The sequence below is a fragment of the Methylobacterium tarhaniae genome, assembly GCF_001043955.1.
Taxonomy (GTDB): Bacteria; Pseudomonadota; Alphaproteobacteria; order Rhizobiales; family Beijerinckiaceae; genus Methylobacterium; species Methylobacterium tarhaniae.
In genome coordinates this window covers 1-11,845 of record NZ_LABZ01000155.1, presented here as the reverse complement: position 1 = coordinate 11,845, position 11,845 = coordinate 1, and the positions used below count along the sequence as shown (strand labels likewise).

At 72.3% G+C, this 11,845-nt stretch carries 10 protein-coding genes and 1 rRNA gene; 3 read left to right on the top strand and 8 right to left on the bottom strand.

The genetic code is table 11. The features are described 5' to 3' along the window. The 4 genes from VQ03_RS21210 to VQ03_RS21195 form a co-directional block, all read right to left on the bottom strand. Window positions 1-334: DUF2252 family protein (locus VQ03_RS21210; protein WP_342586473.1), on the bottom strand; the 334-nt coding region annotated here is incomplete at its 3' end. Window positions 335-613: 279 nt separating this feature from the next. Next, complete coding sequence (locus VQ03_RS21205) at window positions 614-2,224, bottom strand: acyl-CoA synthetase (RefSeq protein ID WP_048452893.1); 1,611 nt, start codon at window positions 2,222-2,224, stop codon at window positions 614-616. An 82-nt stretch (window positions 2,225-2,306) separates the two neighbouring features. Next, complete coding sequence (locus VQ03_RS21200; RefSeq protein WP_245292156.1) at window positions 2,307-2,510, bottom strand: hypothetical protein; 204 nt, start codon at window positions 2,508-2,510, stop codon at window positions 2,307-2,309. A 109-nt stretch (window positions 2,511-2,619) separates the two neighbouring features. Continuing rightward, window positions 2,620-2,913: a hypothetical protein gene (locus VQ03_RS21195; RefSeq protein ID WP_048452892.1), complete on the bottom strand. Its 294-nt coding sequence runs from the start codon at window positions 2,911-2,913 to the stop codon at window positions 2,620-2,622. A 430-nt stretch (window positions 2,914-3,343) separates the two neighbouring features. On the opposite strand from VQ03_RS21195, the gene VQ03_RS21190 reads away from it, so the two are divergent. Both VQ03_RS21190 and VQ03_RS21185 read left to right on the top strand, forming a co-directional pair. Then, window positions 3,344-4,504, top strand: coding sequence for an efflux RND transporter periplasmic adaptor subunit (locus VQ03_RS21190; protein WP_048452891.1), 1,161 nt, complete (start codon window positions 3,344-3,346; stop codon window positions 4,502-4,504). 23 nt (window positions 4,505-4,527) lie between these two features. Continuing rightward, complete coding sequence (locus VQ03_RS21185; protein ID WP_048452890.1) at window positions 4,528-7,686, top strand: multidrug efflux RND transporter permease subunit; 3,159 nt, start codon at window positions 4,528-4,530, stop codon at window positions 7,684-7,686. 90 nt (window positions 7,687-7,776) lie between these two features. Here VQ03_RS21185 and VQ03_RS21180 read toward each other — a convergent pair whose 3' ends face one another. From VQ03_RS21180 to VQ03_RS21165, 4 genes are all read right to left on the bottom strand, one after another. Beyond that, complete coding sequence (locus VQ03_RS21180) at window positions 7,777-9,207, bottom strand: hypothetical protein (RefSeq protein WP_245292155.1); 1,431 nt, start codon at window positions 9,205-9,207, stop codon at window positions 7,777-7,779. 45 nt (window positions 9,208-9,252) lie between these two features. After that, window positions 9,253-9,516: a hypothetical protein gene (locus VQ03_RS21175; protein WP_048452889.1), complete on the bottom strand. Its 264-nt coding sequence runs from the start codon at window positions 9,514-9,516 to the stop codon at window positions 9,253-9,255. A gap of 117 nt (window positions 9,517-9,633) precedes the next feature. Then, the gene (locus VQ03_RS21170; protein WP_048452888.1) at window positions 9,634-10,593 is read right to left on the bottom strand and encodes a hypothetical protein; all 960 of its coding nucleotides are present in this window, start codon (window positions 10,591-10,593) and stop codon (window positions 9,634-9,636) included. A 17-nt stretch (window positions 10,594-10,610) separates the two neighbouring features. Further along, the gene (locus VQ03_RS21165; protein ID WP_048452887.1) at window positions 10,611-10,985 is read right to left on the bottom strand and encodes a caspase family protein; all 375 of its coding nucleotides are present in this window, start codon (window positions 10,983-10,985) and stop codon (window positions 10,611-10,613) included. Between the two features lie 791 nt (window positions 10,986-11,776). On the opposite strand from VQ03_RS21165, the gene VQ03_RS34335 reads away from it, so the two are divergent. Next, window positions 11,777-11,845: ribosomal RNA gene (locus VQ03_RS34335) — 16S ribosomal RNA — on the top strand; the annotation flags it as partial.

Below are 11,845 nucleotides of genomic sequence, written 5' to 3'. Positions count from 1 at the left end.
CGCCCAGCCCTTGCGCGTAGCCGCGGACCATCTCCTCCAGCATCCGGGCCGTGACCACGCCGGGCAGGTCCGAGCCGCGCGCCGCGCTCGCCAGGGACAGGCCGAGGCGGACGAGGTCGTGGGTCGGGTTGCCGATCACCGTCTGGTCGAGGTCGCGGATCTGGATGTCGACGCGGCCCTCGGCGTCGGCCAGCGGCCCGAGATTGCCGAGGTGGCAGTCGCCGCAAATCCAGACCGGAGGCCCCTCGGGCAGGGTGCCCCGGGGCAGCCCGTCCAGCCACTCGTAGAATTTCAGGGTGTTGCCGCGGACGAAGGCGTGAGCCGACCGCGCCATCTTCAGGATGCGCTGATGGTCCAGGACGGCCGCACGGTCCTGAGGGCCGAGGGTTGGGGTATCGGGCATTCCACCACCTGAGCGAGCGCGACCGACGCATGACCTTGGCCGCTCCCGTCAACGCACGAGAACGGGACGGCAACGCGCGTCGTTTCGTCCCTGCCGTGGATGAAAGGGGACGTCTCGGACGTGATCCCCCACCCGCGACGCCCTCGCTCGCCATGCGGCCCACGGATGCCGCACGGCGGCCGCCGGGGCACCGCGCGGCGCCGGCGCCGTTCACCCGCCCCGGGCGCCGTCCCGCTCGGCCTCCTCGCCCGGCCAGGCGAGGTCGGCATAGTGTGTGCGCAGCTCGCGCTTGAGGAGCTTGCCGGCGGTGTTGCGGGGCAGATCGTCCTGGAACAGGATGCGCTTGGGCACCTTGAACGGCGCGAGCCCGGTGCGGCAATGGGCGATCAGCTCCTCGGCCCCGGCGCTCGCCCCCGGGCGCAGCACCACGACCGCGGTCACGGCCTCGATCCATTTCGGGTGCGGCAGGGCGATCACCGCCACCTCCGAGACGCCCGGATGGGTGAACAGCACCTCCTCGACCTCGCGGCTCGCCACGATGGTGCCGCCGGTCTTGATCACGTCCTTCACCCGGTCGACCACCGTGATGTAGCCGGCCTCGTCCATGATCCCGACATCGCCCGAATGGAACCAGCCGCCGCGGAAGGCCTCCCGGGTCTCCTCCGGCTTGTCCCAGTACCCGGCCATCAGCTGCGGCGACCGGTGGACGATCTCGCCCCGCTCGCCCGGGGCGACGTCGCGCATCGCGTCGTCGACGACCCGGGTCTCGACGTTGAAGACCGGGCGGCCGCAGGAGGCCGGGCGGGCATCGTGCTCCTCCGGGCGCAGCACGGTGGCGAGCGGCGCGATCTCGCTCTGGCCGTAGCAATTGTAGGCACCCGCGCCGGGCAGGCGCGCGCGCAGCTCCTCCAGCACCGGCACCGGCATGATCGAGGCGCCGTAATAGACGTGGCGCAGGGAGGTCAGGTCGCGCCGCGCGAAGTCGGGCGAGCGCAGCAGGCTGATCCACACCGTCGGGGGTGCGAAGAACGAGGTGAGGCGGTGCTCCTCGATCAGGCGCAGGCAGGTCTCCGGCACGGGCGCCTCGATCAGCACCGTCTCGGCCCCGGCAAGCAGCTGGGGCATCGTGAAGGCGTGCATCTGCGCCGTGTGGTAGAGCGGCAGGGCGGCGAGCGCCCGGTCGCCGGGGCCGAAATCGAGGGCGACGACGCAGCTGAGATACTCGGCGAGGAGCCCGCGGCTCGTCATCATGGCGCCCTTCGGCGCCGCCGTGGTGCCGGAGGTGTAGAGCAGCTGGACCACGTCCTCCTCGGCGACCGGCACGTCGACCGGATCCGGGTCGCCCTCCGCCTCGGCGAGACGCAGCACGTCGAGGCCGGTGCCGCCGAACAGGGTGCCGAACCACGGCGACGCCCCCTCGCCCAGGGCCTCCCGGGCATTGCCCGCCAGGGCGGGATCGACGATCAGCGCCTGCGCGCCCGACTGCTCGACGATGTAGCGCAGCTCCCGCCCGGTCAGCGCGTAATTGACCGGGACGTGGATGATCCCGGCGCGGGCGCAGGCGAGCCACAGGATCAGGTAGGCGTCCGAGTTGCGCCCGAGCGCACCGAGCCGGTCGCCGCGGGTCAGCCCGGTCTCCATGAGGCCCCGGGCGACCCGGTCGACGGCACGGTCGAGGGCGGCGAAGCTCCAGCGCCGGTCGCCGAAGGAGAGGGCGGTGCGGTCGCGGTAGCGGCGTGCCGTGCGGCGCAGGGCGTCGGAGATCGTGTCGCGCCGGGCGCGCGCGGCCTCGGGTCCGGCGAGCGTGCCGTCGTGGTCCATGGTCGTTTCTCCCGCGTGTCTTGGTTGCTTGTCTCCCCTTGTCTCAGGGTCACGCGGTCAAGTCACGGGGGCTAGCGGCGCCTCAATGCGACTCGCTGCGGTAGACGCAGACCGTGCCCCGGTCCTCGTAGCCTCCGGGGCACGTGCGCACGCACGCGCCGGCCGCCTCCTTGGTGCCCGGCGGGCAGTTCGCCCATTGCGCCTGCGCCGGCGGCGGCCAGAGGGTCGGCAGGAGTACCGGCAGGAGCCAGGCGCCGCGGATCGCGGGCCGGAGAGGGGCGGGCATGGAACGGGGCACCCCGTCTGCGATGGCGCGAAGGAGGAGCGTCATCCGGGCGGGTCTCGCCCGCCCGCCGGTCCGGGGGCCGCGCGTGTGAGGCCTGGGGGCGGAAGGCTCAGTCATCGTCGATATCGGCCGGCGAGCCCGGGGCCATCGGGCCGCTGTCCTCGACGTCGTTGTCGTCGAAGAGGCCCGGCGGTCCGTCGAATCCCACCACCCCGTCGGGGTTGTCCGGGCTGACATTCGGATCCACCGCCGGCGGCCGGTCCTGCTGGAGCCGCCGCTCGAGGCGCCGCTCGCGCCTGAGATCACGCTGGACCGGCACCTCGCCCAGCCCTTGGGCCAGCGCGCCGGTGCCGGTGCCCGCACAGGCGGTGCCGAGCAGGGCCGCCGCGATCACCGCCCTCATCGCTCTCTCCCTCGGATCCGGGCGCTCCGCCTCCGCGCAGCACGCTCCGCCATGCATCGTGCCGCGCCGCAGCACGGCCGCCTACCGCCACAATAGGGTGGCGTACCGCTACGATCTTGGGTGAATGCCCGCTCGTCGGGAGAAAGGAGAAGCCGGGAAGCGAGAGGTCCTGCCCCCGTCCTTTCTCCAACCGGCCCGTCGCTCGCAGGAACCGGGGTTCGTACAGGCCGGACGGCCGGCAGGTCGTCCCGATGCGCGAGGGTGAGCGTGACCTGCATCGGGCGCCTCGCGGGCCCGCACGACGCCGCCGCGTCCGGTCGGGAACGGGATGCGCGACCCTCTTTTCAATCCATACATCTGGATTTAAACACGCGTTCGAACGCGTGCAACCGCTTCCCGTCGCGTGAAGCGTCCCAAGCCTGGATGTCCGATGCCGTCCCAGCGCCACACCCGCCGGCACCTGCCGCTCGTCGCGCCGCTCCTCTGCCTGCTGCTCGCAGCCTGCCAGCCCGCCTCCCGGGAGCCTTCCTCCGCCGATGCAGGCGCGCCGCCCGACGTGTCGGTCGCCACCGCCGAGCCGGCCACCGTGCCGCGCCTGCTCGACTTGCCGGGCCGCCTCGTCCCGACGCGGGTGGCAGAGGTCCGCGCCCAGGTCGCGGGCATCGTCCAGGAGCGCGCCTTCACCGAAGGCAGCCTGGTGAAGCAGGGCGACGTGCTGTTCCGCATCGATCCGGCGGTCTACCGGGCCGAGGTCGAGACCAGGAGCGCGGCGCTCGCCCGGGCCGAGGCGACGCGGGTGCAGGCCCTGCGTCAATCGGAGCGCACGGAGACCCTGCTGGAGAAGCAGGCCGCCAGCACCGCCCAGCACGACATCGCCATCGCCACCCTGCGCCAGGCCGAGGCCGACGTCGCGAGCGCGAAGGCCCAGCTCGCCCGGGCCCGGATCGACCTCGACTACGCCACCGTGCGCGCGCCCATCGCCGGCCGGATCGGCCGGGCCCTCGTCACCGAGGGGGCGCTCGTCGGCCAGGGCGAGGCGACGAAGCTGGCGCTGATCCAGCAGGTCGACCCGATCTACGCCGATTTCAGCGCCTCCGCCTCGGATCCCGGCCTCCTCGCCGACCGTGCGGCCGGCCGCGAGAGCACGGAGGTGCGGCTGGTCCTGCCCGACGGCGCGCTGCACGCGGATGCCGGGCGGCTGCTGTTCACCGATGTGAGCGTCGATCCCGGGACCGGACAGGTGGGCCTGCGCGCCACCTTCCCCAACCCGGCCGTGGCGCTCCTGCCGGGCACCTACGTCCGGGTGCGCCTGGCGCTCGGCTTGCTGCCCGGCGCCGTGGTGGTGCCGGCCCAGGCCATCCAGCGCTCGAGCGCCGGCGTGCCCCAGGTCTTCGTCGTCGGCGCGGACCGGACGCTGGCGCTGCGTCCCGTACGCACCGGGGCACTGACGCAGGCCGGCTGGATCGTCGAGGAGGGCCTGACGCGGGGCGAGACCGTCGTGGCCGAGGGCTTCCAGCGGATCCAGCCCGGCATGACCGTGAACCCGGCGCCCTGGCCGGGCGCCCGCACGACCGCGGCCGCGAAGCCCTGACCCCGCACGAGGACCGGCCGGCCATGACCCGCTTCTTCATCACGCGCCCGATCTTCGCCTGGGCGATCTCCATCTTCGTCATGCTGGTGGGCGCGATCTCGATCGCGTTGCTGCCGGTCTCGCAATATCCGGACGTGGCGCCGGTCACGATCCAGGTGACGGCGACCTATCCGGGCGCCCCGCCCGAGCGGCTCTACGACGGCGTCACCCGCATCATCGAGGAGGAGCTGAACGGCATCCCCGGGCTGATGTACTTCGAATCGACCAGCGACACCTCGGGCCAGGCGCAGATCATGGCCTCCTTCGCGCCGGGTTCGGACCCCTCGAAGGCGACCGTGGCGGTGCAGAACCGGATCAAGCGCGTCGAGGCGCGCCTGCCCCGCGCGGTGACCCAGCAGGGCGTGATCGTCGAGGAGGCGAGCACCAGCTTCCTGCAGTTCGTCGTAGTCAGCTCCCGCGACGGCTCCTTGAGCGAGAGCGATCTCGGCGACCTCGCGGCGCGGCGGCTCCTCGGCGAGTTGCGGCGCGTGCCGGGGGTCGGGCGCGCCACCCTGTTCGCGTCCGAGAAGGCGCTGCGCATCTGGATCGATCCGATGAAGCTCGTCGGCCTCAACCTGACGCCCGGCGACGTCACGGCGGCGGTGGGGGCGCAGAACGCCCAGGTGGCCTCCGGCCTCGTCGGCGCCCAGCCGGCCCGCGAGGGGCAGCGCATCGCCGCGAGCGTGCTGGTGAAGGGCCAGCTGACCAGCATCGCCGAGTTCGAGGAGATCGTGCTGCGAGCGAACCCGGACGGCTCCCTGGTCCGCCTGCGCGACGTGGCGGAGGTGGAGCTCGGAGGCCAGTCCTACGCGATGCAGACCCGCCAGGACGGCCGCCCGGCCGCGGGCATCGGCATCCAGCTCGCCCCGGGCGGCAATGCGCTCGCCGCCGCCACCGGCGTGAAGGCGAAGATCGCCCAGCTCCAGCGCACCCTGCCGTCGAACGTCAGCGTCACGGTGCCCTACGACACGACCCCCTTCGTCGAGGTGTCGATCAAGAAGGTGCTGATGACGCTGGCCGAGGCGATGGCGCTCGTCTTCGCGGTGATGTTCCTGTTCCTGCAGAACATCCGCTACACCCTGATCCCGACGATCGTGGTGCCGGTGGCCCTGCTCGGCACCTGCGGGGCGCTCCTGGTCGCCGGCTTCTCGATCAACGTGCTGACGATGTTCGGCATGGTGCTGGCGATCGGCATCCTGGTCGACGACGCGATCGTGGTGGTCGAGAACGTCGAGCGGATCATGGCCGAGGAGGGGCTTCCCCCCAAGGAGGCGACCGCCAAGGCGATGGGCCAGATCACCGGCGCGATCGTCGGCATCACCTCGGTGCTCGTCGCGGTATTCGTGCCGCTCGCGTTCTTCCCCGGCTCGGTCGGGGTGATCTACCGGCAATTCGCCGTCAGCATGGCGACCTCGATCGCGTTCTCGGCCTTCCTGGCGCTCTCGCTCACACCGGCGCTCTGCGCCACCCTGCTCGAGCCCGTGGCCGCCGGGCACGGCCACGCCAAGGGCGGGCTCGTCGGCGGATTCTTCGGCTGGTTCAACCGGCGGTTCCAGGCCGGCACGCTCGCCTACCGGGTCGGGGTGGCCGGGATGCTGCGCCGGCCGGTCCGGGCGCTCCTCGTCTACGCGATGCTCGTCGCGGCGCTCGGCTGGGGATACCTGCGCATGCCGTCGAGCTTCCTGCCGATCGAGGACCAGGGCTACGTCATCGTCGATGCGCAGACGCCGCCGGAATCCGCGACCGAGCGCACCCGCGACGTGGTCGAGCGGATCGAGGCGCATTTCGGCACCGAGTCGGCGGTGGCGGCCCGCACCACGCTCCTCGGCTTCGGCTTCTCGGGCCAGGGGCAGAACGCGGCCATCGCCTTCGTCACCCTGAAGGACTGGGCGGAGCGGGGCATGCGCGACGGCGCCGAGGCGATCAGCGCGCGGGCCAACGCGGCGCTCGGCGGGCTGCCCGACGCCATCGCCATGGCGCTGTCGCCGCCGGCGATCGAGGCCTTGGGCAATTCGAGCGGCTTCGCCTTCCGTCTGCAGGACAAGGCGCAGCAGGGCTACGCGGCGCTGGCGGCTGCCCGCGACCAGCTGCTGACGGCCGCGAGCCGCAGCCCGATCCTCCAGGGCGTCTACGTCGAGGGCCTGCCGACCGCCCCGCAGATCGAGCTCGTCCTCGACCGGCAGAAGGCGAACGCCCTGGGCGTCACCTTCGCGGACGTCAACGAGGCGCTCTCGACCAGCCTCGGCTCGGCCTACGTCAACGACTTCCCCAATCAGGCCCGGATGCAGCGGGTGATCGTGCAGGCGCAGGCCGGCAGCCGGATGAAGGCGGAGGACCTGCTCGACCTCTTCGTGCGCAACGCGCAAGGGCAGATGGTGCCGCTGCAATCCTTCGCCCGGGTGCAGTGGACGATGGGCCCGTCCCAGGTCGTCGGCTTCAACGGCTATCCGAGCATCAAGATCTCCGGCAGCGCCGCGCCGGGCTATGCCAGCGGCGACGCCATGGCGGAGATGGAGCGGCTGGCCGCCCAGCTGCCCGCGGGCTTCGACTACGCCTGGACCGGGCAGTCGCTGCAGGAGAAGCTGTCGGGAAGCCAGGCCCTGTACCTGCTGGCGCTCGCCCTGTTCTGCGTCTTCCTGTGCCTGGCCGCGCTCTACGAGAGCTGGTCGATCCCGCTCGCGGTGCTGCTGGTGGTGCCGACCGGCGTGGTCGGCGCGGTCTTCGCCATGCTGGCGCGGGACATGCCGAACGACGTCTACTTCAAGGTCGGGCTCATCACCGTGATCGGCCTGACGGCGAAGAACGCGATCCTGATCATCGAGGTGGCGAAGGACCTCGCGGCACAGGGCCGGCCGCTGCGCGAGGCGGCCCTGGAGGCCTGCGTCCTGCGCTTCCGGCCGATCGTGATGACCTCGTTCGCCTTCATCCTCGGCGTGGTGCCGCTCGCGGTGGCGACGGGGGCCAGCATGAACAGCCAGCGGGCCATCGGCACCGGCGTGCTCGGCGGCATGGTCACCGCGACGGTGCTGGCGGTGTTCGTCACCCCGCTCTTCTACGTGCTGATCGCCTCGGCGATCCGGGGGCGCCGGCACGCCCCGGCGCCCGCCCTGTCCGAGGCCGACATGCCCGGCGCCCCCCGGTGAGGTCCGGGAGGACACGCGATCGAGCCCGGGCCCGGGCGATGACGACGACCGGGTTCGCCGGACGGTCGCGCGCGGCCCCCCGGGGCGCCCTCAATCCGGGTTCGAGAACACGCTGGCGCCGATGAAGGCCATCTCGCGGTCCGGTTGCGGCGGATCCTTCTGCGAACCGAAGGCGAAGAACAGCCGCCGGCTGCGCCCGTCGGGGCCGGTGAGGGTCAGGGTGTGGCGGTCGAGTGCGTAGCGCCCGCCCTCCGGCGCACGCTGCCGGCTCAGCGCGGACCCCACCCCGGTGCTCGCGCCCGAATTCGTCGCGCCGACCGAGCCGCCGCGGCCGTAAGCGCCGTCGGGGCGGAAATCGTAGCGGTTCGACACGGCCACCGTCACGTCGCCGCCCATCGCGCTGGTGCCGCCGCCCGACAGGCGCCGGTAGGAGCGCGCGATCGTCCGCTCGCCGGGCTCCGCCGGGAAGGCGCGGAAGAACGAGCCGTCCTGGAGCCTGTGCTCCTGCGGCTTCCCGCCCTGGCCGGTCAGCACGAAGGCGTCCCCGGTGCGGGTCCAGCGGCCGAAGCGGCGCGGCCTCGCGGTCCGCTCCACCGCGAGGTCGACATCCTCGAGCGCGGCATCGCCGGTCTCGTAGCTGGTCCCGTCGCGAAACAGGATCAGCGGCTCGTACTCGATCACCACCATGCCGCCGACCCCGACCCCCGTCGCGGATCGGAAATACACGCCCTCGACCCCGTCCCAGTTCGCGGCATGGCGCGGTTCCGCCAGCGGCTCCACCGCGACGGGTGGAGCCGCGCCGGGAGCCGGGATGGAAGCGGCGGACGGCGCCTCCCCGGGCGTCGGGGTACCGCGATCCCCGCCGGCCGGCCCTCCGGCCTGTCCCTTGGCGACCAGCCCGTCATCGGTGAGGGCGACGGCCCGGAGCTTGGCCGGCGGGATGAAGTCCTTCGGCAGGCCAGCGAGGAAGGTGGGCAGCGTGCCGAGGCGCCTGGCCGCCTGCCAGCCGGCCTGGTGCAGGACCGTGCGGAGCTTCACCTGCTCGGCGAAGGCGGCGCGCGCGGCCGGCTGCGACAGGGGTGGCTTCCCGGCGAGCGGCGCCGCCATCCGCCGCCGCACCGCCCGGAGTGCGGCGGGGCTCGGCTCGACGGAGGTGTCGTTGGCGACCATCCATTGCAGGACGATGAAGGCGGTGAGCACATCCCCGGCATCGTCCGCCCGCAAGCCGGTATCGGCCAGGATGCCGCGGAAGATCGCGTCGTAATCGTGCCGCTCCAGTTCCCGGGCGGCCTCGGCCGCCGCGACCGGGTTCGTGGCCCGCAGCTCGCGGACGTGCCGGGCGACCGTGGCGGCGCGCAGCTCCGCCGAGGTGGAGAAGGGGAGGGCGGGGCCCTCCGATCGGCCGTCGCGGGCCTGGGCCGGCGGCGTCCGGAGATCCGGAAAGGGGGCGGGGTCCCGCGCCGCCAGGGCGCCCGGCAGCAGGGGGACGAGGAGGCCGACGAGGCGGATCGTCTGGATCATGGCGCACTCCGCGCTCGAAGGATGCAGGGAAGCGGCGGGACGGCCTCACGGCCGCCATATCCTGACCAGGGCCACCAATCCGGCGACGGCCCCGCCGATCAGGGTGAGGGCCATGAAGGGCAGGAGCGGCAGGACGAACCAGCCCATCACCATCATCCGGTAGAGCAGGGGGCCGATGTCGATGCCGGCAATCGGGCAGGGATTCGCCCGCGCCTCGTTGACCTCGCAACCGGTCAGGCGGGCGACGACCAGGGAGAGGACGAGGAGCAGGAACGGCGTCCAGACGATCAGCGCACCGAGGAGGAGCATGAGCCGGCTGCCTCCGCGCCCGGGGCTCATCGGCCGGTTCCGGCGCAGCACCAGCCCGACGCGGGGAGCGCGGCGGCGACCAGGATCGTGGGGCGGGCCATGAGCCGAGGCGTTCCGTCAGCGCATCGCCACCGAGGCGGCCACGCGCTCGGCGCGGTCCAGCGCCTCGGCCCGGTCGGCCGGCGCCAGGCCGAGGACCCGCAGGTAATTCGGCCCGTCGAACCGGATCACCTGCGTCACCGCGACCGGGCGGCCGCTCTTCACGTCGGCACCGGCGGCGCGCAGGCGAAAGGTCACCGCACCGTCGCGGGTCGTGCGCTCCTCCCCGGTGACCGTGACGTCCTTGATCTCCCGGAAGGTGGCCAGCGCCTTGCGCGCGAAGGCACCCTCCTGACCCTCGGGGACGAGGGCCCGCCCCATCGAGGGCGCGACGACGACCAGCGGCTGCGCGCCTTCCGGATCGACGTCAAGCGGGCCGTCGGTGAGCATCAGGGCGTTGCCCATCAGCGTGCGGACCGGGCGGAAACCCGCGAGGTCGCCGACCGTGTAGGGCAGGGCGGCGATCTGGTCGGCGAGGCTGCCCGGGGCCCGGAAGGCGATCGTGGCGAGCGCCGCCTCCACGGCAGCGTCCGGCACCTGCCCGCGCGCGGTCTCGGGCACCTGCACGGTGACGAGGCCGGTGCCGGCCCCGCCCCGCACCACGGCCACCCACTTGGCGTAGGTCAGGCCGTTGGCGGCCTGGCTGCCGCGCAGCACCCGGCCCTCGCCCCCGGCGATTGCCAGCGTCTCGCCGGCCCCCCGGACGGAAAAGCCCGTCGCCCGCAGGGTCTCGGGGGTGAATTTTGCGACGAGCTGGCCATAGGCCTCGGCCGGCATCTCGGTGATGAGGATCGAGGCGCCGGAGCGGTGCTCGAACCCGGAAAAGCCCTTCGCCGGGATCATTCCGGGCGGCGGCACGAGGCCGATCGAGCCGGCGGTCGGAAAGACCGCGTCGGCGGCGAGGGCGGGGAAGGCCGAGGAGACGAGGCCGAGGACGGCCAGGATACGGCCGAGGGCGCGGCGGAGCGAGAATGTCATCGGGGATCTCCGAGAGGTCAGCGCGTCGCGACGCGGCTGATGACGCGCCACAGGCGGCCGGATTGCGGGTTCCGCCCGGTGCCGAAGGCCCGGTCGAACCCGTCGAGGGTCGCGTCCTTCAGGACGAAGACGCTGGCGTTACCGTAGCCGAGACGCTGCACGAGGTAGGATCGCATCGCCTCGGCGTCGTTGTTCGCGTCATCGACCGGCACCGTCTGCTTGTAGCGGCTCTTGCCGGTCACGACCGCGATCGAGGCGCCGTTCTCGGAGAAGGGCAGCATCTCGGGTGCGGCCCAGGCCGCACCTGGACCGAGGCAAGCAGCGGCCTGCACCAGGATGGCGAGCCCGAAGCGGGCGGCGCGCCCCAGCGGCGCCGTGGCCTTCGCCGTCATGCGCGTTCTCCTTCCCCGCAGCGGGAGGTGATCTCCCGGTCGTCGTTTCCCCTGATGGCCGGCGATCCAGCACCGAGCGGCCGGACCGTGGACACCAAAGCCGGCTGTTGCATGGCGTAGCGATTTTCTATCCCCCGGCGAGGGCGAGATGAAGCGGCGAGAGGAGGGGGAGCATCCGGCAGGCCTCCTCAGCGCAGCTGAGGCCGCGTCCGCGCCGGCGCACCGGCCGCGGCTCAATGGATCCGGTGATGCGTTTGAACACCTCGACCGTGCGATAGAGGCAGTAACACCCGGAACCGCGGCCATTGTCGTAGACACTGCCAGTGTCGAGATGCGTGGCTTGAACGCGGTGCGTGGAGGCCTATCTCATATTCACGCTGGCGGCGGAGGCTGGGGCAGCCACCTGCCCCGTCGCCCCGCCCGCGATCCTTCGGGCTCCGGCCGAGTTGACAGGCGAGCCGGCTACCCTTAGACAGCCGCTCACCGACGGGGCGCCGAGCAAACGGCCTGCCCCACCGGACTTCCTCAGAGACGGGCAAGCAAGGGCCAGGGCGACCTGGTTCGGCTTTCTGTTCTCCGGGGTACGAGATCTGGCTCCAGCCCGATCGGCTCTTTGACAAGTTCATCTGAGAAAGAGAAGCGTGGACGGCGTCGTCCCTGCGGATCCGGGTTTCGGCCTGGATCGTGAGTAGGATGATGCTGGTCCGACGTTTCGGTGCTCACACGATTGGCGGAAACGCCGATCGGTTGTGTGCTTCCGTTTATGTTGTGATCAGCTATGATCAGCTCTTCAACTTGAGAGTTTGATCCTGGCTCAGAGCGAACGCTGGCGGCAGGCTTAACACATGCAAGTCGAGCGG